General features: G+C 69.4%; 23 protein-coding genes. 16 read left to right on the top strand and 7 right to left on the bottom strand.

Translation table 11 applies throughout. The features are described 5' to 3' along the window. Positions 1-33 precede the first annotated feature (33 nt). The 7 genes from ACFWI8_RS21565 (at position 34) to fxlM (ending at position 8012) form a co-directional block, all read left to right on the top strand. Positions 34-663 (top strand): hypothetical protein, encoded by a 630-nt coding sequence (locus ACFWI8_RS21565; protein ID WP_387093963.1) that lies wholly within the window; start codon positions 34-36, stop codon positions 661-663. Continuing rightward, on the top strand, positions 650-2005 hold the full coding sequence (locus ACFWI8_RS21560; RefSeq protein WP_387094056.1) for a tetratricopeptide repeat protein: 1356 nt from the start codon (positions 650-652) through the stop codon (positions 2003-2005). Before ACFWI8_RS21565 ends, ACFWI8_RS21560 begins: the two co-directional genes overlap by 14 nt. Next, a complete protein-coding gene (locus ACFWI8_RS21555; protein ID WP_387093960.1) occupies positions 1998-2897 on the top strand; it encodes a hypothetical protein in 900 nt (299 codons plus the stop codon). The genes ACFWI8_RS21560 and ACFWI8_RS21555 overlap by 8 nt, the downstream gene beginning before the upstream one ends. Positions 2898-3001: 104 nt before the next feature. Beyond that, complete coding sequence (locus ACFWI8_RS21550; RefSeq protein WP_387093957.1) at positions 3002-4120, top strand: rRNA adenine N-6-methyltransferase family protein; 1119 nt, start codon at positions 3002-3004, stop codon at positions 4118-4120. 63 nt (positions 4121-4183) lie between these two features. After that, the gene (locus ACFWI8_RS21545; RefSeq protein WP_387093954.1) at positions 4184-5644 is read left to right on the top strand and encodes an endonuclease/exonuclease/phosphatase family protein; all 1461 of its coding nucleotides are present in this window, start codon (positions 4184-4186) and stop codon (positions 5642-5644) included. Positions 5645-5661: 17 nt separating this feature from the next. Further along, positions 5662-6693, top strand: a complete 1032-nt coding sequence (locus tag ACFWI8_RS21540; RefSeq protein WP_387093951.1) for a hypothetical protein — start codon at positions 5662-5664, stop codon at positions 6691-6693. Between the two features lie 35 nt (positions 6694-6728). Continuing rightward, complete coding sequence (gene fxlM, locus ACFWI8_RS21535; protein ID WP_387093948.1) at positions 6729-8012, top strand: methyltransferase, FxLD system; 1284 nt, start codon at positions 6729-6731, stop codon at positions 8010-8012. A 96-nt stretch (positions 8013-8108) separates the two neighbouring features. Here the strand turns inward: fxlM and ACFWI8_RS21530 are convergent, their stop codons facing one another. The 5 genes from ACFWI8_RS21530 to ACFWI8_RS21510 form a co-directional block, all read right to left on the bottom strand. Next, a complete protein-coding gene (locus tag ACFWI8_RS21530) occupies positions 8109-8573 on the bottom strand; it encodes a 2'-5' RNA ligase family protein (RefSeq protein WP_387093945.1) in 465 nt (154 codons plus the stop codon). Positions 8574-8759: 186 nt separating this feature from the next. Further along, positions 8760-9110 (bottom strand): hypothetical protein, encoded by a 351-nt coding sequence (locus ACFWI8_RS21525; protein ID WP_387093942.1) that lies wholly within the window; start codon positions 9108-9110, stop codon positions 8760-8762. A gap of 212 nt (positions 9111-9322) precedes the next feature. Further along, positions 9323-10168 (bottom strand): hypothetical protein, encoded by an 846-nt coding sequence (locus ACFWI8_RS21520; protein ID WP_387093939.1) that lies wholly within the window; start codon positions 10166-10168, stop codon positions 9323-9325. Positions 10169-10345: 177 nt separating this feature from the next. Beyond that, on the bottom strand, positions 10346-10903 hold the full coding sequence (locus ACFWI8_RS21515) for a hypothetical protein (RefSeq protein WP_387093936.1): 558 nt from the start codon (positions 10901-10903) through the stop codon (positions 10346-10348). 184 nt (positions 10904-11087) lie between these two features. Further along, positions 11088-11477, bottom strand: a complete 390-nt coding sequence (locus tag ACFWI8_RS21510; protein ID WP_387093933.1) for a hypothetical protein — start codon at positions 11475-11477, stop codon at positions 11088-11090. 601 nt (positions 11478-12078) lie between these two features. Here ACFWI8_RS21510 and ACFWI8_RS21505 point away from each other — a divergent pair. Further along, the gene (locus ACFWI8_RS21505; RefSeq protein WP_387093931.1) at positions 12079-12708 is read left to right on the top strand and encodes an HAD family hydrolase; all 630 of its coding nucleotides are present in this window, start codon (positions 12079-12081) and stop codon (positions 12706-12708) included. Here ACFWI8_RS21505 and ACFWI8_RS21500 read toward each other — a convergent pair. Beyond that, on the bottom strand, positions 12694-13986 hold the full coding sequence (locus ACFWI8_RS21500; RefSeq protein WP_387093929.1) for a helix-turn-helix domain-containing protein: 1293 nt from the start codon (positions 13984-13986) through the stop codon (positions 12694-12696). The two genes, ACFWI8_RS21505 and ACFWI8_RS21500, sit on opposite strands and share 15 nt — an antisense overlap. A 303-nt stretch (positions 13987-14289) precedes the next feature. Between ACFWI8_RS21500 and ACFWI8_RS21495 the strand changes: the two genes are divergently transcribed. Genes ACFWI8_RS21495 through ACFWI8_RS21460 form a run of 8 tightly spaced genes read left to right on the top strand, consistent with a single transcriptional unit; the run spans position 14290 to position 21438 of the window. Further along, complete coding sequence (locus ACFWI8_RS21495; RefSeq protein ID WP_387093926.1) at positions 14290-14757, top strand: NUDIX domain-containing protein; 468 nt, start codon at positions 14290-14292, stop codon at positions 14755-14757. A gap of 6 nt (positions 14758-14763) precedes the next feature. Beyond that, the gene (locus ACFWI8_RS21490; RefSeq protein WP_387093923.1) at positions 14764-15426 is read left to right on the top strand and encodes a hypothetical protein; all 663 of its coding nucleotides are present in this window, start codon (positions 14764-14766) and stop codon (positions 15424-15426) included. Further along, complete coding sequence (locus tag ACFWI8_RS21485; RefSeq protein WP_387093921.1) at positions 15423-17222, top strand: DUF4254 domain-containing protein; 1800 nt, start codon at positions 15423-15425, stop codon at positions 17220-17222. The genes ACFWI8_RS21490 and ACFWI8_RS21485 overlap by 4 nt, the downstream gene beginning before the upstream one ends. Before the next feature lie 54 nt (positions 17223-17276). Further along, the gene (locus ACFWI8_RS21480; protein WP_387093918.1) at positions 17277-17849 is read left to right on the top strand and encodes a phosphoribosyltransferase domain-containing protein; all 573 of its coding nucleotides are present in this window, start codon (positions 17277-17279) and stop codon (positions 17847-17849) included. Next, positions 17846-19003 (top strand): glycosyltransferase family 9 protein, encoded by a 1158-nt coding sequence (locus ACFWI8_RS21475; RefSeq protein ID WP_387093916.1) that lies wholly within the window; start codon positions 17846-17848, stop codon positions 19001-19003. The genes ACFWI8_RS21480 and ACFWI8_RS21475 overlap by 4 nt, the downstream gene beginning before the upstream one ends. A 14-nt stretch (positions 19004-19017) precedes the next feature. After that, complete coding sequence (locus ACFWI8_RS21470) at positions 19018-20136, top strand: hypothetical protein (RefSeq protein ID WP_387093913.1); 1119 nt, start codon at positions 19018-19020, stop codon at positions 20134-20136. After that, positions 20121-20882: an SDR family NAD(P)-dependent oxidoreductase gene (locus tag ACFWI8_RS21465; RefSeq protein ID WP_387093910.1), complete on the top strand. Its 762-nt coding sequence runs from the start codon at positions 20121-20123 to the stop codon at positions 20880-20882. Before ACFWI8_RS21470 ends, ACFWI8_RS21465 begins: the two co-directional genes overlap by 16 nt. Then, the gene (locus ACFWI8_RS21460; protein ID WP_387093907.1) at positions 20860-21438 is read left to right on the top strand and encodes a histidine phosphatase family protein; all 579 of its coding nucleotides are present in this window, start codon (positions 20860-20862) and stop codon (positions 21436-21438) included. Before ACFWI8_RS21465 ends, ACFWI8_RS21460 begins: the two co-directional genes overlap by 23 nt. 476 nt (positions 21439-21914) lie before the next feature. Here ACFWI8_RS21460 and ACFWI8_RS21455 read toward each other — a convergent pair whose 3' ends face one another. Further along, positions 21915-23831 (bottom strand): SpoIIE family protein phosphatase, encoded by a 1917-nt coding sequence (locus tag ACFWI8_RS21455; RefSeq protein ID WP_387094053.1) that lies wholly within the window; start codon positions 23829-23831, stop codon positions 21915-21917. Between the last annotated feature and the right edge of the window lie 440 nt (positions 23832-24271).

The following is a 24271-nucleotide window of genomic DNA, read 5'->3' as shown; positions in this document are numbered from 1 at the left end:
CCGCCGGTGCGGTCGAGGATGCCAGCAGCGCCGGTGGAAGTCCTGCGCCGCGGGGGCTTCCTGCCGACCGTCCGCTACCCGGGCCTCCCGCATCGCCTGTGGCCGGCCCGGTGCGCGGACTGCCTGCTGCCGCAGGACGTATCCGTTCACCAGGTCGTCGGTGGCCTGCGCTGCGGCCACGACCGGGCTCTGGGCCAACGGCGCTTAGCCGAGGTGGCGTTACGCCGCGACACCAGACACCTGCGCGCCATGAACCGGCTGCTGGCCGCCCGGTACGAGCCGGTCGTCCCTTATCCCGGTTCCCAGCAGGGGTGGCCGGCGGTGTGTGGCGACTGCGGTGAACTGCGCTTCCCGCAGCCCTCGAATCACCGGCGAATCAAGCCCTGCAGCCACGTCCCCATCCAGGTGACTTCCGACGAGGCCGCGGAGGAACTGGCCGCGGCGGGCTTCGTGCCGCTGGAGACCTACCCGGGAAGCAGCCGCGAGCCGTGGTGGGTGTGCTGCCGTCAGTGTCGCCTTCCGCTGCATCTCACGCTGACTCGTGTTCGCGCGGGTTGGCGCTGCGGCCATGGCCGCGTGCACACCTGGCGGGTACCGGGCGTTCTCTTCCCTTCCGAACTCAAGGGTTCCGTTCCGAGGCTGGTTGACCATGACTGTTCTTGATCACAAGTTCCAGCGGCTCCCCGCCGTCGCCCGCCGGGCCTACCAGGTGTTCGGAGTGCTGCCCGGCTTGTCGAGCATCGGCGTCGCGGAGGTCGCGGCGGCGGCCGGCATGCCGCCGGCGGCGACGGCCGACGCCCTGCAGGAGCTGGTGAGATGCGGGCTCGTTGAGCGCCGTGACGTCCACGTTGAACATGACGAGGCTCAGGGCATCGATGATGTCGCCGGTGGGCGGTTTCGTGTCCCGGCCGGCGTTCTCGAGCACGCCGTCGGCCAGGCCGAGGCGCTGGGGGAGCGGGACCGCGCTTCGATGTTGCGGCGGTGGCTGGACCACCTGCTGGCCACCGCCACCAACGCCCAAACGCTGGTGGCGCCGAGGCACCGCATCCTAGAGCGGGACTACGCCGGCGAGCCGCAGTCGGTGGAGTTCACGAACCCGGCCCTGGCGTGGGCGTGGCTGGAGACGCACCAGTCGAATCTCGTGGCCGCGGCCCGCACGGCCTACTGGACCGGCTGGTGGGGGTGCGCGTGGCAACTGGTCGACAGCCTGCACCCTCTCGACCGGCGGTTCCAGCGTGACGAGCAGTGGGTGAAGCTCTACCTGGACATCGCGGCGCCAGGCGCTCGGTCGGTCGGCAACCACCGGGCCGGGCGCAGGATGTCCACAGCCGGCGCCGCCGCGCTGCGCCGTCTCGGCCGCTATGACGAAGCCCGCGCGCTGCTGTACCAGGTCTTGCACAGCGCCCGTACCGACGAGGACCAGGCGGCGGAGGCCGATGCCCTCCTAGGACTCGGTGATATCGCGCGGGCCACGGGGCAGACGGCCGAGGCGGGATCCCTGCACCGCAAGGCCCTCGCGCTGTGGGACGAGGCCGGCCACGCGGTGGACGCCGCCTTGGCTCGGATGCGGCTCGGCGACCTCGCCAGTTTCCGGGGCGAGAGTGCGGCCGCGTATGACCACCTCACTCGGGCCCGGGAGGAGCTCGTGGCGGCGGGCAACGCTCACGAGGCGGCTCGGGCGGCCTCGTTCCTCGCCCGCGCCCACGGCCAGGCCGGTGAGCACGATCAGGCCCAGGACCTCCTTCGAGATGTGGTCGATGAGTTCGCGGCGTGCGGGAGCGTGCTGTGGCAGGCCCGCGCCCTGGAGTGGGCCGGTGACCTCCACCAGGAGCTTGGCCGTCACCAGGAGGCCCGCGCGGCGTACGTCGAGGCCTTCGGGCTGTACGACCGCCGCTCCCCGCTGGATGCCGCACGCCTCGCCCGCGTGCGGCGCGAACTGGACCGCCACGCCACCCCTGCCCCCACCCAGCTGTCGGTGACCGAAAGAAGCCATCCTGATGAATGAGGCCATTGCCGCGGCGATCGAATCCGCCGTCGGCCGCTGGCAGACCACCAGCCAGGTCGCTGATCGCACCGGTTCGCAGGTGTGGTGCGCCACTTTGGTCACCGGCGTGAAGGTCGCCATCAAGATCAGCCTTGGTGCCGGAGACCAAGGGCTGATGGCCGCTCGGGAGGCGGAGGCGATCCGTATGGCTGGCCCAGCCGCCGGCCGGGTCCTGGGCACTGGCACGCTGCCCGATGGCGGCTCCTGGCTGGTCACACCGTGGTGGCACGGTCCCACGCTCGCCGTCGAGCTGGCCCGTCTGCGAGACCAGGCCGACGACCCCGCAGCCCGCACCACGATGGCCCGCCGAGCCGCCGAGGCGGCCACCGCGCTCTCCGAGCTGCACGAAACCGGCTGGTCGCACGGCGCCGTGCGTACCCACCACGTCATCCACACCCCCCACGGGACGCGGCTGGTTGACCTGTCCTTCGCCTACTGCCCTACCGTCCGTCTTCGGCGCCACTTCGGCCGATTCCCCCTCGACGTCCCGGACCGCTGGGTTCACGTAGAGGCTCCGGAGATCGCCCGCCGTCTCCAGGCGAAGGTGCCCGCCGCACCTACACCTGCGGCTGACGTCTACGCCCTCGCTGCTGATGTGTGGCGTGGTTGGACGGGTGTCTGGCCGGTCGACTACCAGGCCGCGGGTGTCGATGCCGAAGACCCGGCGGCGGTGCGAGGCGCAGTGGCCTCCGGGATGTGGCGCCGCACGGTCGATCCTCTCGGTTGGAAGGCGTTCGAGGTGCTGCTGGAGACCGCGCTCGCATCCCAGCCCACCTCCCGCCCCACCGCAGCCGTGTTCGCTCACGCCCTGTCTTACCTCGCCGAATTCGAAGCCGGCCACGCCGACGACTGACGGCCACATACCACTAGTCACCGCTCACCGGGCGAGGTTCCCGGGCGCTCGCCAGACTCCGGGCGTCGCCGGCCCGACGCCCCTGAAGACGAAAGCCCTCCGCGATGACCTCTCTCGACGACCTGCGACAACGCCTCGACCTGCAGATGCAACAGGACGGTGACTGGCCGGCCGACTCGCCCTGGATCCGCGCTGCCGTGGCGGCCATCCCGCGAGACCACTACACCCCCGACCGCGTCTGGGTCGTGGAAGGCAGCAGGTGGGCGCGCGTCGACCGTGGCGCCGATCCGGACCGGTGGGCCGCCCTCGTCTACGCCAGCCCCGGGAACTCCACCATCGCCCAGGTCCGCGACAACACGTCGACCAGCTACGTGATCGCCACGGCTCTCGTCGCCGACATGCTCGACCACCTCGACCTCGAACCCGGCCACCGCGTACTCGAGCTCGGCACCGGCACCGGGTGGATCACTGCGTTGATGACCCGCCGCACCGGCCCGGACAGCGTCATCACGCTTGAGATCGACGCCGAGCTCGCCGCCGCCGCCCGCGAACGCCTGGACCACCACGATGTGCCCGCGCGCGCCGAGAATGCCGATGGCCTGGCGGGCTGGCCTGCGGGTGCGCCCTACGACCGGGTCGTCGCCGGGTTCGCCGCCCGCCGCATCCCCTGGGCCTGGATCGGTCAGACCCGCCCCGAAGGGCTGATCGTCACTCCCTGGGGCCAGGGCCTGACGACCCTCATCGTCGACGAGGAGGGTACCTCCGCCACCGGATGGGTCCAGCAAGCCACCAGCTTCCTCCCCGACCGAGGCACCATCACTGCGGCACGGACCTGGCACCAGATCCGCGACAACGGCCCCGCTGACCACCAACGGTTCTTCGACCGCGACATCGCCCAACTCCAGCACAGCGCACACCTGCTGTGGGCGCTGTCGGTACTCCTGCCTGATGTGTGGATCAGCGCCCACTCCGATGCCCGCGGCCTCCTCGTCACCCTCCACGACGGCGACGCCTCGTGGGCGCTCCTCGCCGCGCCACCGACTGGCGGAGCTGTCGCGTTCGAAGGCGGCCCTCGGCAGCTCGCCGACGAGATCGAAGAGGCTTGGGACGCCTGGCTGCGCGCCGGCAGCCCTGACATCTACAGCTTCGGCATCACCGTCACCCCCGACCAGCAGTGGGCCTGGTGCGGCGACCCGGCGAACGGCCCCTGGGACCCCCGCTGAAGCACGTGCCCGCCGGCCGGGCCCTGCAGACCTCCCTCACAGACCGCCAGGAGGCCAACCCCTGTGGAACCCTGTCCGACGGCGACGTACTGCTCCACCAGCCGAGCCCCCGATACCCCCACCAGAACGCCGGTCATCGACATCCACTCGATGCCCGAGGCGCAGCTGTGGGCCTTGTTCCGCAAGTATCCCGGGCTGCTGGGGCATCGCTTCGCGCCCTTCGCCAGCTACGTCGATGGCTACGACCTCGGTGCCCGCCGCCACAGCGGCAGGGGGCTGGGTGAGTGGCGGGACTGGCTGCGGGATATGCGAGGCGCGGACTGCGCCTACGGCTGGCGAGGCGCCGTCGCCCACCTCGCCGGACTCCACTGCGTCGATCTCCAGCGCCTCACCGCCGAGCAGGAGGACCTGCTCATCCGCACGGCCCTGGGACTGCTGGAGCGGTACGCGACCCAGACGTCGGCCGCACGACCGACCGTCGCCAACGCGGCGGCCGGCTCAGCGAGCCGGGCCGGTCGGCCGCCAGCGTCGACAAGTACCACCCCGACCAACGCAGCCACGACGACCCGCTACTCAAGGGAGAACACCGACATGACGACCCCGGCCACGACGCCGCCGAACCCCGCCGAGGAGGTCACCGTCGTCACCTGGAACATCGAGCGCAACGGCCTCGACGCGGACGGCGGTCGCGAGCGCCGCGACCTCGCGATGGGCCTGCTCGAACAGCTGGGCCCGGACATCCTGCTGCGGCAGGAAGAGACCAAGGCCGTGGACAACGACGGGCGGCTGCTGCGGGAGGAAGCCGACCGCCTCGGCCTCGAAGCCGTCCTCGCGCCTGAGGACACCGACAGCACCAACCCCACCGCGGTCCTGTACCGCGCCGGGCTGTTCGAGATGGTGGGGGAGCCGCTGATCTGGAACACGGCGATGTGGAAGACGCTACGGATCCCGGTCCTTCGCATGCACGGCACCACCACGCCCGTGGCCGTCGCCTCGATCCATCTGTGCCATTTCAGCCCCGTGCTGCGGCAGATCACCGCCGAGCGGCTGACGACGCTCGCCGACCACGGCAAGTCCGCGCTCATCGGCGGCGACTTCAACTCCTACCCGGCCTTCGACGCCCCGGAGACGCTGCCGGACTGGACCACCGTGACGGACTCGGTGCACTACCAGCACCGCACGGTGTGGATGGGGGAGAGCCGTGTATCGGACAGCGAGCCCGACCGGATCCTGGCCGGCATCACCCCCGGCGGATCTGCCCCGTTCCGCGAACTCGGACGCCACGCCGCCGTCGAGCTCAACCAATCCGAGGCGCTGAGGCCCACGGCCACCCTCTGGCGTAATGAGGAGCAGGGAGGACCGCAGCGCATCGACCGCTTGTACGCCACGCCGAACATAGCGGAGGCGCTGAGCAGTCTGTTCGTCATCGACTCCAAACCGGCCAGTATCGCTTCCGACCACGCCTGCGTGGTGGCGACCTTCGACAAGCGCAAGCTCGAACGCGCCCTCACCCCTGCGGCGTGAGCGAGAGGAGGATCACCATGGACCGTGTTGTGCGCGTGGGCACCTGCAACTTCGAACTGAACGGGGCCGGCGATCGCGAACGGTGGGCGCGCATGCACCAGCGGCTGCGCGACCTCGATCTCCACCTGCTGATGCGGCAGGAGATGCTCGGCTGCGGCACCGCCGGCCGCGAGTCCGAGCTCTGGCTGGACTCCCAGAATGCGCTGGGCATGCGCGGTGAACTCGGGCCCGGCCTCGGTGCCACCGCCCTGTACTGGGATCCGGAGGTCTTCACGCCCCGCCGGAACTGGGCGAACGAGGTCGGTTCGAGCTGGGCGTTGCCGCCGACGACGCTCAGCTTGGAGCTGACAGGCACCGGTGTCCCGATCGTCTGCGCCTCGTTCCACCACGTCTACCACGATCCGGCAGGACGTGAGGCGGAGGCCCAGTGGCTGACCCGGCTGGCCGACAAGACCGTGACGTTGCCCGGCGGAGCCCGGATCGTGTTGCCGGCCATCGTCGCTGGCGACACCAACAGCTATCCGGAACCCGGTACGCCTGGGGAGGTGCTGCTGCCGCGCCTCGACGTGCCGGCCGGCCACGAGCTCGCCATCCGCAACGAACCCCATCGCGCGCACCGCAGCCGCCTGATCACCCCGGGGCAGCCGCGCGTCCTCGACGTCTGGCCGGACACCATCCTGAGGACGGCCGGGTTCCAGGACGCCGCGCGCCACCTCGCCACCGCACCGGGGCGGGAGGCCGACCGGACCAAGTCCCTCGCCCCGACGGTCGACGCCTACCCCAGCCACGGACCCGCCACCAGGATCGACCGCGTCTACCTCTCCACCCAGCTCATGCCCGCGGTCATCGACGTGGACGTGGTGGACATGCGAGGCCTGTCCGACCACCACACGGTCGTGGTCTCCGTGGACCGCGCGACCTTGATCAGCCTCCTGGCCGACCTGACGATCCGGACGGATGCGCTCCCCAGCCCTCAGGCCGGGAGGACGGACAACCCGGCGGAGGCTGTGAGCGGTCAGCACGACGCCGCGTCTCTTGGGACGACGTAGTGTCCGCGTATAGGAATGAAGAGGGGAAATCCCTGATGAGTGACGTCGTCGTTGACGACAACCGAGCCGCGCAGCTGCGGGATAGGGCCGTTGACCAGCTCCGCGCGAGCGGTGACATCGTCTCCAAGCCCGTGGAGGCGGTGATGCGACAGGTCCCTCGGCACGCGTTCGTGCCGGAGGCGTCGTTGGAGGCCGCCTACGACGCCTTCACCGCCGTGGTGACCAAGAGGAACGAGGACGGCGCCGCTATCAGCTCCGTCTCCGCGCCCCAGGTCCAGGCGATGATGCTGGAACAAGCCGACATCCAGCCCGGGATGCGGGTACTCGAGATCGGCTCTGGCGGCTTGAACGCCGCGTACCTCGCGGAACTGGTCGGCCCCGGCGGCGAGGTCACCACCGTCGATATCGACCCGGACATCGTGGCCCGCGCCGAGGGCCTGCTGAGGGCCAACGGCTACCGACAGGTTCGGGTCGTGCAGGCCGACGCCGCCGGCGGAGTCCCCGAACATGCCCCGTACGACAGGATCCTGGTCACGGCCGGAGCCTGGGACATCCCGCCCGCGTGGTGCGAGCAGTTGACCGACGGCGGGCGCTTGGTCGTGCCGCTGCGGATCAGGAACCTCACCCGCGCTCTCGGTCTCCAGCACGCTGGAGGCCACCTGGCCAGCACCTCCTCGCGCGTCTGTGGCTTCGTCCCCATGCGGGGAGAAGACCAGCACGACGGGCAGGTGCTGCTGGTCAACGGAAGTGAGGAGATCGTCCTCCGGTTCGACGACGGCTCACCCCGGCAGACCGGGCTGCTGGACAACACCGTGCGCACGCCTCGCGCCGAGGTGTGGACGGGGGTAACGGTTGGCCGCATGGAGGTGATCGACACGCTCCAGATGTACCTGGCCACGGTGCTGGACGACTTCTGCATCATGACCGTCGACACCGACCTCGACACCGGCCTCGTGGCCCCGAGCAACACCTGGTTCTCGCTGGCCGCTGTCGACGGGCACGGCTTCGGGTACCTCACCCACCGCCGCACCGACGACGACAACCGGGTCGAGTTCGGTGCACACGCCCTCGGCCCTTCCGCGCCGGCCTTCGCCGAAACGCTCGCGGACCACGTGCGGACCTGGGAGACCGAGCACCGCGGCGGCCCCGGGCCACGCATCACCATCCACCCGGCCGGCACCCCCGATGATCAGCTGCCCCAGGGACCGTTGCGGCGGGTCATCGACAAGAAGCACAGCCGGGTCACCCTCTCCTGGACCAGGGCCGTGACCGGAGACGAAGACGAGGCCGCCACCCATCCACACACCGCGCTGGTGTAGGGGGAGAGAACGACGCCGGACATCGGCGCCTGCGCAGGTACGCCCTCGCGCTGGTGGACCTTGTCGCCGACGTCCCCGCGGCTGCTGGCCGGCTCATCACCTGCCGAGGAGGACCTGGTCGAGTACGCGCCAGGTGATGTGCCGCCCGTCATGCCGCTGTGCGACGAGCCAGAGCTTGTCCACGGTGAACGTCACCGTGCCGACATCGCCGCAGTCGGACAGGGCGACCTTGAGATCGGTGCGGTCGGCCTCGCTGGCGTTCTCCCCGGCGTAGGCCACCGAGAGGTGGGGGTAGTACTTGGCGGGCAACGTCGGGTAGGCGTCCTGCCACACGTCGCGGCTCGCTTGCGCGGTGATCTGCCATAGCGGGCGGGCCAGTGGTCCCGGCCATGCCGGACACTCGATGGCGACCGTACCCACGGAGGGGCGCCCGACGGTCAACTCGAACGGCGCGACCGTCGCGCACGCCTTCCTCACCCGGGTGGTGACCTCCTCCACCTGGTCGGCTGTGACCTCGCCGAGCGGGGCGGAGTGCAGCACGGTCACGTGCGTCCACTCCACCGGCACGGGGATAAGGCCCTGATGGTGCGTGACCGTGCTGTAGCCGCGCACCAGGCGGTTGATCTCGCCACGGGGCGGCAGGATGTGCCAGTGAAGGTCTTCCCGGCCTTCCGGCCAGGGCCAGCTCCGAGACCGGACACGAGCGAAGAAATTGTCCACCCGTTCAGCGTAGTCACATAGCTGCCATCACGGAGGTGGAGGCAGTTCGCGGAGGGTTCCCAGAGCAGCCCCGAACCGCAATGCCAACGATCGATGACCGTGAGCATCCGCATAGCCACGGCAGATGGCAGGTTCAACACCAGCGGGTGCCACTCCGGGAAGTGTCTTGTGGCACGTCACATGCCCTTCCACGGCCGCGGCCTCAGCGATCATGTCGCGGACCGTCTGCGGCATCGTGCGGCGGTAAGGATTGCCCGGCCGAAGGATGCACGTCGAACACCGTTCGGCCAACACGCGCACATCGCCAGTCAGCGCATCGGCGACCGGAACGCAGGCCGCGTCGTCGTCCTCAACAAAGCCGTCGGTGTCCATGGGCATGCCGACCATCATGCCAATGCCCTCACGCCAACGGTCACACTTTCAGCTCGACGAGAATCAATTCCGGCCCCGGCGGAGCTGGTTCGGGCCTCACGAAGCCGCCCCACGGCTCACGGTGAACGGGTGTGCCTGAGGCCGACATGCTGGAGCCACTCAACGGCGTCACAGACATGCTGAACCTGCCGTCCAGGCGGTTGCCGCCGACCTGGGGGTCACGCCCTGTTGGCGGCGGCCCAGGGCATCACGGTGGTCGGGTCTGCGTCCTCGGGCATGGAGGGAACGGCGACTTCCAGGTCACCCTTCACCGAGATTGACTCAACTGGATTCGATGCCGTGGCCTCCGCGAGCAGCGCGAGTTGCCCATGGGCAGCCGCTGCCCGGCGCACATGCACCGCAGAAAGGTGGGGCGAGCGATGGACGTGCCCCGCGTTGCAGGCGATGACGACATCGGGGCCCCGTACGGTGATCAACGACTTCTTACTTTCCTGGCAGACCTCGCACCGCAGGACGAAGGTGCCCCTCATCGACCCGTAACGTCCCACCACGTGAACGAGGCCCGAGATGGAGAGGGAGAACGGCCCGGCCGGCGCCGGGCCGGGCGGCAACTCCTCTGCACGGATCGATTCCAGATGGATCGCCAGACGCGGCAGGGCACGGGCGAGAAGGGAAGGGCCGGGCGGCGTACAGGAGAAGTCGTCGAATTCCTCAAAGTACTCCAGGGCGCTGAGCTTCGAGAACTGCCGCCCAACGAAGTCGTCCTCGTGCCCGGCCTCGATAAGTGACTGCTTGATCGACTGGGCAAGCGAATCGGGGGCATCGACCGCGGCTCCGATCGCCTCGAGCACGTCGCTCGGCGACACCTCGGCCGGTGCGCGCCGATCCGAGCTCGCGGTCGAGTACACGATGTAGGCCAGCGCCGTCAGATGAGAGGGGTCGACGGGCCAGGCGGGCTGCAGGAGCTGCCCGGCGCGAGCCACCGAGTCTCCCCAGCGGGATGGTGCGTTCTCCGGCAGCAACAGGCTTATGGCGATCGGCAGATTACGTCTCGGGTTCATCATGCCCCACCCTTCCGAGATCTCGGAGGACCTCTCCTTACCAGCAACAATCGGGCCGCTCCGTGCGAGAGCTTCCTCAGTCGGCGCCTGAGCGAAGTCCGTTACCGACACTTTCGAGGAGTAGCCAGTGGCAGGCGCGCGCAGACCGGCACCGCGCCTCCACGGACACGTGTCGGTAGCTCACGCCAAACCGTCCTCTTCGCGCCGTTGCGGATGATCGCCTTCCGCGGTCAACCCGGGCCCGGGCGAGTCGGGCGCGGTAGCCTGCCCGCCGAAGCCGCAGAACCACAGCCACTCCAACGCCGGCATCAGCGGCGCGCGAGGATCAGGCACGAACGCCGCCGGCGACTCCCCGTACCCCACATCCCACGTGTCCACTCGGGTCGTGAGCTTGTCAGCGACCGGGCGTCGCGGATCATCCTGCGGGAGGCCGGCGATCAAGCCAACCCAGGACACCGCTGTATGGGTGGTCTTCGGATTCGGCCAACCATCAATCTGAACGAACGGTGTGACCGCAGCTCTGATGGCCGTGTCGTCCAGGTCCTCATCAGGATCGAGGATGTACAGCACCAGCCCCAGGGCCTGCAAGGAGTGAGTGAGGGCGCTACTCCAGTCGTGCTCCGGCCACTGCCGGCCAACAAGACGACTGGCCCGTCGAACCGCGGCTCTCCAGGTGTCATCAGCATCCGTGCCATGCGCCAGCTGAACCGTCTGCCGCAGGCTAACCTCCGCATTCACAGCGACAACCTACCCCTGCCGAGAAGGCAACCACCCGAAGCTCCATGGCGCGCTTCCGTCCACACCGCCCGCCTCACGGAAGCATGTTCGTGGACCCGGGAGACCCACTGTCGCGCCAACAACGAGTTGGCCAACTGCCAGCCCACCGCCAGCTCCACGGTCGTGACCCGATCGGACCTCACCCCTACGCCACGTCCGCCTCGCGTGCGAGGGACGTGGTCGCCCGTACGAAACGGCCCAGCTTGTTCGCGGTCAACTCCACGGCCCTCCGTTCGAGGTTGCCGGCGGCCTCCGGGCCAGCGGTTCGGGCCAGCAGCAGCCGTATCCCCGCCGCCACGTCGTGGGGCAGCGAGGGGCCGAAGTCGAGATCGGGCTGGTCGGCGATCTCGGACTCATCCGACTCTCCGAGGAGGACGCGCACTGTGGCGCTCTCCAGTCGTACCCGCTCCTCGCGCAGCGCCTCGAACACGGCCTCCATCTCGCCGATCACGCGCTCGGGATCGTCCGAGGCCAGGTCGAGCAGCAGGTGCACCGAGGCGATCACACCCCTGGCCAGGTCACTGACCGTCGCCACCGCCGGTTCCAAGACTCCAGCCTCGCGAAGGTGCCGTTGGTACGCCCACAGGTGGTACTGCTTCCAATGGGAGAACCACGAGTCCATCTCCACGGAGTCGTGGTAGGGACGAGGAGGGCCGTCGTACGGCCACCGGGGACCCCGGTGCCGATTCCTCCATCCGCACGCGCACGCGGTGAGGATGTCGCCGCCCTCTTGGAGCTCCCAGATGCTGCGGCGGTAGTCAAGGAACTCGTCGCCGTCTGCGAGGACAGCCCGGAAGTCGTGCGCTGCGGCAGCGGCATGGTCCGTCCGGCTGTCGGCCATTCCGGTCACCCCCAGATCCATGCTTCCTGTCTATCAGCTCCGGCGCGGACACGCGACGGTGATGTCCGGCGATCCCACCTGAACGCCGACCGCTCAGGCGCTCGTCGCGGCTGCCGCTCGGCGCCGCCGGTGGAGGCGGCCGGGATCACCCGGGCAGGCCGCCGATGAGCGAGGCTGACTGGGCTCGGCTGACCGAGGGCTGGTCTCCCGAGGTGTCGACCTCCTTGTCCGTCGCTGGGTGCACGTCACGCATGAGGGGCTGCTGCTCCTTCCCTGCGGACCGTAGGCTTTGGGAATGGCGATGAGCGAGCCCAAGTTCGGTGGCGTGATCTTCGACTTCTTCGGGGTCTTGACCTTCAACATGGTCGAGGTGATCTCATACTTCGAAGACCGGGAGAGAATCGCCCGGGGAACGTTTCTTCGAGCCTGGGCCGACCCACGCGGGCAGGAACTCTTCCGCCAGCTCGAACTCGGCAAGATCAGCCAGACAGAGTGGAACAGCGGGTTCGCCGCCCTGATCGGCACCTCACCCGACAACCTGATGGCCCGCTACCTCCACGACGCGTTCCCTGCCCACCAGGTACTCAAGGCCGCGCGGCAGGCACGCGCTGCCGGGATCAAGACCGCGGTGTTGTCCAACAGCCTGGGGCGGGAACCTTACGACCCTTACGCGGGGTTCGACTTGCACAATACCTTCGACGAGGTCGTGCTCTCTGCGGACTATGGAGTACGCAAGCCCGACCCCGTCATCTTCCGACTGGTGCTCGACAAGCTCGGCGTGCCGGCTGAGCGGTGCCTGTTCGTCGACGACAGCGAAGAGAATCTTGTCGCCGCCCACGGTCTGGGCATAACGCCGCTGCTGGCGCTGGACGAGAAGGTAGCGGCCAAGCGTCTCCGCGAGATGCTGGGTCTATCCGACCTCTAGGAACTCGCGCACGGCCGTGTGCCCGGTGTGGGGCGTCAGCTTCTCGCGGAGGCCCTTCAGCTCGGAGGCCGAGCGGGCGGAGTCCACTGAGCCGAGGCATCGGGCTGCGTGGCGTGCGGTGGCGACCGAGGCGTCCAAGTCGTGGAGGGCGAGATGTGCCTCGGCGGCGCGGGCGAGGTAGATCGCGTGGCTGCGCGGATACTCCTCGTCGCCCGGGTACGACGCCTTCATGGCGGCCTCGAAGCGGCGTAGTGCCTCTGCCGGGTCTCCGAGATGCAAGGCGGCCGAGCCGGCGATCATTTCGATCTCGCCGAAGTCCACCCAGTACAGGGTCTTCGGGTCGTCGTCGTGTGGTCCCTTGTCCAGTGCCGCGCGGGCGACGTGGAGGTGGCGGGCGCACTCCTTCTTCGCGCCGGTCTTCGACAGCGCCCGGGCGGTCCGGGCGGCCAGCATGGCGTGCATGCGTGGAGTCGCCTTCCGCTTCACCTGCGCTTGTGCCGTCTCCAGAAGCGATACCGCCCTGCCCGCCTGCCCGGGGGTGGAGTAGCACTGGATCGCGGCGAACGAGAGCGCATAGGCCCCGCTGATTGGATCGCCGGCCTCGGCGGAGGCCCGGAGGGAGCCGTCGAAGAAGCGCTGTGCAACGCCGGGGCGGCTCTGGTCGAAGGCCGCCCACGCGACCTGCCGAGCCGCCTCGGCCGCCATCGTATGCAAGTAGTCCACGGTCGCACCGCCGTAGCGGCGCGACGTGATCAGCTTGACGATCAGGGACAGTTCGCTGCGGGCCAGTTGGTAGACCTCGCCGCTGCCGAGCTCGTCATCGAGGTGCCGGAGATAGTCGAGGCGATCGTCGACATGGGCTAACAGCGCCGGGCCGCTGGGGAGAAGGGCGGGACTGTCGTTGGTCCGGGTCGGCTCCAGGGCCTCGGACCAGTTGCTCGCCGACACCGAGAGCGCCGCTCCGGCCGACAGGAAACCTCGACGATCCACACTGCTCCCCTTCAACAGGTCGGCGAGAACGGTCAGGCTCCCTGGCTGGTCCCACGGCAGGGTCTTGGCGACCGTCGAACTCGTGTCGTGCAGCGCCGCAGTGAAGGTGCCGCCGGTGTGCAGCACTCTGTCGTAGGCGGCGGCGACACCCGAGGTTACCGACCGGTTCCCGTTCTCCACGTTGCGCAGGTACGCCTCGCCAAATCCCGCTTCACGAGCGAACTTCGACCATGCCATGCCGGATGCCCTGCGCGCCTCCCGCATATCGTCGCGGAGTTGATCAGGCATGGCGGGCGGCCTCCTGTGCTTGGGATCGGTGCTGGATCGGTCCACGTCATTGTGTCCCGGCTGCTGCCGGTGTGTGCTCGACTCGGCACGAAACGCGAGGTCGTCGTCCTTCCCTGAGACCGCGCGTGAGCGGCCGAATCCCCAGCCCGTGTTCGGCGGTGGTGCAGCACCGGTGCAGCACTCGTACGTCACACACAGGCCACCGACTGCCCCATGCTGGATGCGCTAGGCCGAAGAGCCTGCTGCCGCGAGGCGGCCTTCCGCCCGACTGCTCCTGCACCGCGACTCAAAGGAACCCACGGTATGACCGACATCGTCAAGCGTAGTGCCCGCGCCATCCTCCTCGACGGCGACAGCCTGGTGCTGATCAAGCGCATCAAGCCGGGCAGGGAGCCGTACTGGGTGACGGTGGGCGGCGGAGTCGAGGACGACGATCCGACCATCGAAGCGGCGCTGCACCGCGAGGTGTTCGAAGAGCTCGGCGGCAAGCTGAAGCGGGCCGAACTGGTCCACCTGATCACCGACGAGGTCGACGGCGGCATCGGCGTCCAGCACATCTTCGCCGCGCTTCTGGAGTCGATGCACCTTGCCGCCCGCACCGGCACGGAGTTCAGCAAGCCGGAACGGGGCAGCTACGAGGTGGTCCGGGTTCCGTTCACAGCCGAGGCCGTCGGCGAACTCAACCTGATGCCCCCGCAGTTGGCTGAGTTCATCGCCGCCAACACCGCCGCTGTCGTCTCGGTGCTTGACACGCCGATCCGCGAGGCGTGATCACCGATGCAGGCCGTGGCGCCGGCTTTCGTCAGCCTCAACGGCCCTGACAACGTCGGCAAGACGACCCAGCTGCGGCTTCTGGCCGAGCGCCGGCCCCACTTCCAGCCGCTGGGCGCGATCCACGACCATGATCCCAAGCCGTGGGCACGGGTAGTGGCCGGGGACTACGCCCGATGGTGGTTCGAGACGTCCACGACCGCGGAGCTGACGGAGATGCTGCTGGTCGGGCATACCAAGCGGGCCGCAGCTCGGGAAGCCGGCCGTACGGGGCTGCTCGACCGAGGCCTGCCCATGCTCCTGGCCGTGGCCGCGGCGACCTGCGCGGTCAAGGACGGGCTGACGGTGCGGGAAGCTCTGGACACGGTGACCGGCATCGCGGATCCACGGACCGCACTGTCGGAGACCTCGATCCTCCTGCTGCCCTCCATCGACCCCAATCGCAGCTACGCGATCACCAGTGCCCGGGAGGGGCGCCCCTGGACCGGCGTCTACCCCACCTACCAGAGAACCTTGCACGCGGTCCTCCTGCTGCAAGCCGACCAGGGCGCGTACACAGCCGTCGTGGACTGCGAGGACCGTACCCGCGACGACGTCCACGCCGAAGTGCTCGCCCGCGTCGGCACCTACCTGTCGGCCCCACCGTTGAAAGACGGGAACCCTCGATGACCCAGCACACCCCGCCGCTCGTGATTCCGCCGGGCCTGACCCGCGCTATAGCCGGTCTGCCGGTCAAGGACCGGCAGCGCTTGGACGACGCCGTCACCCGGCTCCACATCGTCAACGCGCGTCTGTGGGACACCGAAGACCGCGTGCGCGGCACCTCGCTGACCGCCGACCAGGTCGCCGATCGCAAGCGCGAGATCGACCAGCTCAACGCCGAACGCAACGTGCTTGCCGAACGGGCCGACGAGATCCTCGGGACGCTCGCGGGCTCGGTGCCTGCCGACGCGCCGCCGCACACCGAGACCCTTGCCTCGGTCGTTGACCGGCTCTCGGTACTCACCCTGCGGATCTGGCACAGCGAACGCGCCTCGGCGCGAGACGAGTTGACCCACCGCCGCGTCCCCGCCCTGCACCGCCAGCTCGAGGAGCTGTGCGCCGCGCTCGACGCCCTCGTCGGTGACGTCCTCGCCGGCGGGAGACGCTTGCCCGTGCCGGCCCGCTACAAGCTCTACGGCCAGGACGACGCCGTGGCCACAGTCATCAAGCCGAGCCATCGTTTAGGGCGCGTCCTGGCCTTCGGCGGGCTGAGCGAGTGCGGCAAGAGCACCAGTGCCGAATTCGTCCGTGACACCTGCGGCGCCCAGCGGCTGAAGATCGGATTCCTGCTGCGCCAGGCCGCCCACCGTCGCGGTCTCGCCGACCCGTACGCGCTCTCTGCCCGACGGCAGGCCGAGTTGCTGCTCGACGAGCTGAATCGCTTTGCCGAAGGGCACGTTGGCATACGGCTGTTCACCATCGAGTCCGTCCACGACGACGCCTCGATCGCCGAACTCAAGAAACTCATGGGCGAGAGGCTGCAGATCGTCTACCTGGACGCCGCCTTCGCCGTGCGGGTCGAGCGGTCCGGGACGGCGCCGCAGGCCGTCGCAGCCAAGGACGAGGTCAAGATGAGCCGTGGCGCCCACCAGGTTGCCGCGCTCGCCGACCATGTGATCGACAACTCCGGCAGCATCGCCGCCCTGCGCGCCCAGCTGAAGCGCATCGCCGCCCCGCCTGCCCCCACAACGCTGCGCGTCGCCACGCCGTACGGGCTCGGTCTGCCAGCCGTCGTCGCCGCGGCCACGGCCGACTTCGTCGATGCCATCCGCGTGCACAGCCCTGGCGTGCGGCTCGCCGCCCTCACCGGCAGTCCAGGCGAGGGCACCTGGATCGCCGGCTGGTCGGACCTGGATGTGCTCGTGGTCGCCGAGCACGAGGCGACCCACCGGATCCACGAGGTGCTCGAGCAGTACCGGACCGCTCTGGAGGGCGTCACCTCGGTCGGCCCCACCCTCGTCACCCCCGGCGAACTGACCGCACGGCACCTCACCCCGCGTCTCGCCTTCGCCCTGCACCAGCTCCAGCAGGGGAATCCAGTTCTGCACGCCGCACCTGACATCGAGCTGCCGGCCATCACCCGCGATGAACTGGCCCTGGCCGCAGTCCGTGAACTCCCGCAGGTCATCCTCACCATGCGCCGCCTGCGCGCCACCGCCGGACCGGATGCCGTGCGGCAGCTGTACAAGCACCTCGTCCTGGCCTGTCGTCTCCTGCTGCGCGAGCACAACCAGTGGGAGACCGGCCCCGACCGCATCCTCACGGCGGCCTCCCGGATGCCCGGATTCCCCGCGTTCCGCGTGCCCTCTCTTGCCGAGATCGCCACCGCCTGGGGCGACGACGACCGCGAGACGGTGCTCAAGCCCGTCACCGTCGCTGTCGACCGCCTTCTGACCTGGTACGCCGCGCAGGTCGCTGCCTGAACCAGCCTCCGCACCACCGCTTCCTCCCCTTCCTTCGCCCGCAGGAGCTTCGCCATGCCCGAAACCCTCGCCGTGCCACCGTTCTCCGCGCGCATCGTCGAACGTCTCGGCGTCGGCGCGGCCAGTCGACGCGAGCGCGTCGTCCACTCCCTGGACGGACTCGAAGACCCGGTCCGCCCCGATGCGCTGGCAGCCACGGGGAACCGCCTCTGGGAGTGTCTGCGAGCACAACTGCCCAGCGTCACCGGCGCGGTTGACTTCCTTCTTGGCCTGGATGCCGGCGGGATCTTGCCCACCGTCGCCCTCTCCACCGCCGCGCGACTGCCGTACAAGATCGCTTGGAAGCTGCACCTACCGCTCGACGGCGCGGTCCGCTTCAGCGAGCCGCACGCGATGCGTACTGATGTCTTCGCCTACGGCATCGCCCCCGGACAGCGGATCGTCCTCGTGGACGACGAGATCACCACCGGCCGCACCCTGGCCGACCTCACGCGCCGACTCCGTGAGGTGGGTGCCATACCACTGGCGGCGGCCTGCCTTGTGGAGGACACCACGCGCGGGGCCCGCGCCCTGCTCACGGACCTCGATCTCCCCCTCGTCTCCCTCACCACGATCGAGGCGGCATGACCGCGCTCGCCCCGGCCAGTGTTGGGTTCCGCCCCGGGGCGCAGATCGTCCCTGCCGAGACGGTGCACACCACCCCCCTCGGATACGACCGCGTAAGCATTCCCGCCGGTGCTCCGCTTCCGATCCCCGCGGCCTCGGAACTCGTTTACCGTCTCAACACCTGCGACGAGGTCGAGGTCAACTTCCAGGGCAAGCTCGGAGACACCCTCCTCGCCCTCGCCGCCGCCCGCGCGCTCACCGACTGGCTGAAGCTGCGCTCGGCCCCCGTAACCGTCCGGGCTGTGGGGCCGTACGCCGGGCTGATCGCCCGCTCCGGCCTGGCCGCGCGATCTCCGGTCACCGCCTCCCACGGCCGGCGTGCTGTCATCGGCGATCGGGCCGCAGTCGAAGGACGTGCTGTGGAGACCGCGGTAAGCCTCGTATGCGACCCCGCCGCTCCGCCATGCTGGTCGAGCGACGGCCGCGCCCACCCGGACCTGCCCGCCCGCTACTACCTGGCGCTGGAACGCCGCCTCGGAGTCCGCCTGCCCAGCACTGCTCCGTTCGCCCCCCTTCTGGCCACAGCACCGAGCGCGTTCGTCGAGCAGTTGCGTTCCGCGGGCTGGCTGGACGGCCTGACCATAGCCGCCATCACCGCCACCAGCTGGCCCGAGCGCAAGGACTACACCGCCCGGCGCTTCACCGAACTCGCCGAACGCATCGCCATGGCCGAGCAGACGCAGGTCCGACTGCTGATCATCGGCGGCCTCACGGACAGCGGCGTCCACGTCGCCGCGGCAGACGCGTCGCAGCCCGTCCAGGTCCTGCACCTCGACGGGGTGCCGGCCGACCAACTCGCCGACTTGTTCCCGCACTGTCGCCTGATCGTCGGCAACGACACCGGACTCACTCACCTCGCCGCGATGACGTGCGGACCCGACGGCGTGGGCCCGCCGATCGTGGGCCTGTACGCGCGGCACAGCCACAGCAAGTGGCGTACCGGGCTGCCGAACCACCATGCCGTCGCCACCGCTCTGTCCGATCGCATGCACCAGGGCGACCTGTGCCCCGTACGCGACGCCCTCGCCCCGGGCACGAACGTCCACATGGACGCCTTCACACCCGCCTCGCTGGCCCGGCTCTGCCTTGACCTGCTGAGCGAGGGGCGGCGATGACTGGACCAACGCGCATGAGGATCGGGCCAGTGCGGCGCTTCACCCGCAACCTGCTCTGCCCCATCGACATCCTCGGCCACCGTCTCCTCCTCAAGTACACGCGCGACCCGGCCGAAGCCCGCAAGGAGATCCGAGGCCACGCCTGCCTGGCCCAGCACTACCGCGTACCCGCCCTCCGCGGCCACCTGCGCGTACCCGGCGGACACCTCCTCGCATATGAACGGCTTCCCGGTGGAAAGGACCAGGGGCTCCTGCTCGACCTGCTCAACACCGACGAGCCCACCAGCGAGCTCCACGCCTACATGCACCAGCTCACGACCGCGTACCACGACGTCATCCTCGCAACGGCGCGGCTGACCGATCCGGCCCACGTGGTGCGCAAGCTGTACTGGGACCGGGCGGTAGCCGGCGGTCGACTCGACGCCTACTACGGCGGGGCGGACTTCCCCGTCGCGGACGGCCTCATCGACACCCCGGTCTCCCACCTCGACACCTACACCCTGCTGGTCAACGGCCAGCGGCTCCACCTGCACTGGGCCGCCACCCTCCGCTGGCTCCGCACTCACTTCGGCACGACCGAACCAGTCTGGGCAGCCCTCACCCAAGGCGACCCCACCGACGTCAACCTCGCCCACCCCCTGGCCTGGCTCGACTACGACACCGCCGGCACCAACAGCATCCCCGGCGAGTTTGCGAACTTCCTCTGGTACACCTCCGCCCTCGGCGGATGGCTCGTCCCCAGATACAACCCGGCCGCCTTCACCGACCACCCAGCCACCTTCGCCCGCACCCCAGCCAACACCCCCCTGATACGGCGAGCCGAGCCCAACCACACGACCCGCACCATCCACATCGACTACACCCCGCGCCTCTCAGCACCTCGGCGAGCCGCCGTAGCCGCCTACTGGCACCAACTCGTCCAGCCGGTCGCCGAACGACTCTGGCCCGGCCACGACCTCGCCAAGCTGTTCCGCCCCTATGTGGCCATGCGCATCCTCGGCGTCTACAACCTCGCCGACCTGAACCCCGAGGACCGGCTCGTCCTCCTCGCACGACTGGCCGAGACCATGAGCCCGGGCTTCCACCCGGCCACCTTCTTCTCCCCGCTGGAGTCGCCGTGCCCGGCCCTCTGAACGGCCACGCCGCCCTGGTCACCGGGGCCACCGGCGGCATCGGCCGGGTCATCGCCCAGCGCCTCGCGGCCGACGGCGCCGCCGTCGTCATCGCTCACCTCGGCGACCATCCCGCCGCCACGGCCCTCGCCGAGCACATCACGCGCGCCGGCGGAACCGCCATGCCGCTGGAAGCCGACCTCCGCGACCCGGATGCCGTACGCGCACTCTGCCAACACGCGCACGAACAGCTCGGGCCGATCGACATCCTCGTCAGCAACGCCGGCGCCTACCCCCGCGTCCCGTGGACGGAGACGACCCCCGACCACTGGAGCGACGCACTCGACACCAACCTGACCAGCCACTTCCTCCTCGCCCGCGAACTCACCCCCGCCATGACCGCCAGCGGGCACGGGCGCATCATCACGATCGGCTCCGTCCTCGCCGCCGCAGGCCGCCACGACCTCACCGGTTACATCAGCGCCAAGGCTGGACTTGAAGGACTCACGCGCGCCCTCGCCCGGGAACTCGGCCCCACCGGCATCACCGCCAACTGCGTGGCACCCGGGTCCATCCGCGTGCCCGCTGAGGATGCGGTCGTCGACGACCCGGAAGCCATGAACACCCGGCAGCTCGCCAGACAGTGCGTCAAGCGCCGAGGAAGCCCGGCCGACATCGCCGCCGCCGTCGCCTTCCTCGCCTCCGACGACGCCGGCTTCATCACCGGCCAGACGCTGCGTGTCGATGGGGGCTGGATCCTTGGCTGACATCTGGCTCATGCGTCACGGCGCCTACGATGGCCACAGAGCCGGGTACCACGCCCCACCCGACGCGGCACTGACCCGAGAGGGGGACGAGCAGGTACACCGCTCTCTGCCCCTCCCAGCTGATATCACGGCCATCGTCACCAGCCCGGTCATGCGCGCCCGCCAGACGGCCTCCGTCATTGCGCACCTTACGGGACTGCCGGTCGTCGCCACATCCGGCCTCCTCGCAGAGTGGCGAGCCCCGAGCATCGTGCTCGGCCGCACCCCCGACACCTACCCACCCGCCTACCGCGCGTGGCGAGAACACCGACTCACCAACCCCACGCTGCGTTGCGAGGACGGCGAAAGCCTCACCGACCTCCACACCCGCGCCCAACGCTGCGCTTCCTTTCTCCACCACACCGCCCAGGAACACGGCCCCCTCCTGGCCATCTCCCATAAGCTCCTCCTCGGTATCCTCAGCCGCCTTGCGGAAGGACCAACCTCTTTCGCCTCCGCGGCGAGAGACACCTGGCCGTTCGCAGAGCGCCGGCGGTTCACCGCCCCCTCGGAGTGACGTGTGCAGGTCCAGTACTTGGTTGACGCGGGGTGTCGCTGGTCTTGCTTGACAGTCGCCGGGTTGGGACTGGTTACTGTGGATTCGTCGCATCCACATCATGGCCGTCTACAACAGCGTCGCCCTCAGCTCGCCGCCTTCAGCCGCAAGGCCGTCCAGCGATCCCTCGACCAAACCGCGCAGACGAGTGGTCGACCGGCGGGCCGCCACGGCCGTGCGACATCAGGTAACCGCTGCCCGCGGCTCGCAGGGCGAAGTAGCGTGCGCGGTGCTTCCGCCGGTTCGGGCGCAGCCGGTCTCCTGCCCTGTCCTGGACGTACCTTCCGTGGAGAGCGGTCGACGCGTCGGCGAGTAGGGTACTGGGGATGCCGAGACACGTTGGCAACAAATCGGAGTCGCTAGGTCGTCCAATCACCACTCGCTCGGATGGCTCGTTGGTCGCGCGAGCCGTCGCGGGTGGAGCCCAGGCGGGCAGGCTATGGCGTCGGCAGCGCGAGTTCGAACCAGACGACCTTTCCGGTGGACAGGCGCGTCGCACCCCAGCGCTCGGCCAGTTGCTCGACGACGTGGAGGCCCCGCCCGACATCGTCGACCGGCTTGAACTTTCTCAGTCGTGGCATCTGGGGCACATCGTCGGCAACCTCGCAGCGCAAAGTGTCCGTGCGCAGGAGGCGGACGGTGACGGGGCGTTCGGCATAGCGGACGGCGTTGGTCACCACCTCGCTAATCAGCAGCTCCGCGGTATCGCACAAGTCCGACAGAGCCCAGTTCTCCAGTGTGTCCCGCACCAGGCGACGAGCCTGGCGTAGCGACTCCGCGGTGGGGTTCAGGCGGCGAAACGCCACGTTCTCGGGGGCGATGCCCTCGAGTCTGGCGGCGAGGAGGACGATGTCGTCGTCTCGGTCGCCTGGGCCCACGATGTCCAGGACGCCATCGCACAGGGAGTCCAGCGGCATGGTTGTCCCAGTGGGCACAAGGTCTGAAAGGCCGGCCACTTTCATCCGTAGGTGCTCGACCCCGGTCCACGCGTCCCTGACGCGGGACTCGACTAGGCCGTCGGTGTAGAGCAGCAGGGTAGCGTCAACTGGCGCCTCGAATTCGACCATGTCGAAGTCCACGCCGCCGACGCCGATCGGCACGTTGGGCGGGAGTTCGACCAGCTCGGTCGAGCCGTCGACGTGCAGCAGCACGGGCGGCGGGTGGCCGGCGTTGGCGGCGGTGATCCGGCGTGCAACCGGGTCGTAGACGGAGTAGAGGCAGGTGGCCATCCGGTCCGTGCCGAGCCGTTGCACTTCCTCGTCGAGCTGGTGCAGCACTTCCTGCGGCGGCAGGTCGAGTCCGGCCAGTGTGCGCAGCGTGGTGCGCAGCTGCCCCATGATGGCAGCCGATGTGGTGGAGTGGCCCATCACGTCGCCCACGACCAACGCCACTCGGCCGCCGGGCAGCGGGATGGCGTCGTACCAGTCGCCACCGACGCGGGAGGACTGGGCGGCCGGCATGTAACGGCTCGCCAGCCGCACGCCGACGCATGCTGGAAGATCGTCCGGCAGCATGGTGCGTTGGAGTTCGTCGGCGATGGACACCTCGCGGCCGTACAGCATGGCCTTGTCGACGCCGAGCGCCGAGTGCGTTGCCAGCTGCGCCGCGACCTGGAAATCATCCTGCTCGAACGGCTCGCGATCGGGTAGTCGGAGGAAGATTGCGACGCCGATTGCTCGGCGCCGGCCGCGCAGCGGGGCGATGATCGCCCGTCGCCCCTCGGGGATCGTGCCGGTGGGGGTCAGCTCACGCAGCGCCGCCCTGTGGACCTCGGACTCGGCGAAGACCGGCCGCACCCCGCGCATCACCTCGGCCAGCGGCCCGTTCCCTCTTACCTCGAGGGACGGTGTGGCGCCGGCCAGAAGCGGGAGCAATAAGCCGCCTGGGTCGGCCGTGTCCGGGGCCTTGGTGTTGTCGAAGGCCGGGTGTTCGGGCATGTGGTCGGTGCGGCGGAGCTTGAGCATCAAGGGGAAGACGGGCATGTCGTCGCCGACCGGCATCGGGTCGAGCAGGTAGACCAGGATGGCGTCGGCGAAGGCCGGGACCGAGGCTCGGCACAGGCCGAGCACGATCTCCTCCACGTCGACGCCTCGGGCGATCCGGCGGGTGGCCGAGCCGATGAACTTGGTCCGGGTCGTCTCCCGATACCGGGAGAGCTGCTTGGGGCCCGCGACGTCCTGTGGCAGGTCGCCGATGTTGTTCCCGGTTGTTGCGAACAAAGCACCGCTGCTGTCCTCTGCGGAACCGGGCAGCGACGGCCAGCCGATCTCCTCGGCTGCGTCACGCACGGCTTGATGTTCACGATCGAGGAAGTCATCGGCCTTGGCGAGCACCTGGTCGACCTCATCGAGCATCGCGTCGTTGGTGCTCGCGGTCGCCGCGACTTCGGGCAACGTCGTGTCGGGGGTGCCCAGCAGTCCGTCGTCGCTGCCCTGGCCGTCTCCGAGGGAAGCGATCGCCGCTTGCAGGGCCCGGATACGGCGGGCTGCGTGATCGGCCACCTGCTGAGCGGTGGCTCGCTCCTGCTCAGCGCGCTGAAGAGCGCGACGCAGACCGCTTTCCTGCTGAACGGCCCGCTGGAGGCGGTGGTCGGCCGTGGCGCGCTCCAGCTCTGGGACAGGAAGGCCCCGCAAGGCATCCGCTTCTCGACGGAGCTCGACGACCTGGGCTTGTGTGCGCCCCAGCATTCCGAACAGGAAGGTGGCCAGCTGGAGTGCTTGGAAGCGCCCCTGCTCGCTAGCGTGGAAGGCCCGACGGTGTCGTTCGATCTCCTGCTGGAGCCGGATCGTGCGGT

The sequence above is a fragment of the Streptomyces sp. NPDC127098 genome (assembly GCF_042722465.1).
Classification (GTDB): Bacteria; Actinomycetota; Actinomycetes; order Streptomycetales; family Streptomycetaceae; genus Streptomyces; species Streptomyces millisiae.
The sequence above is the reverse complement of the archived record's forward strand: the minus strand, read 5'-3'. Positions and strand labels throughout refer to the sequence as shown.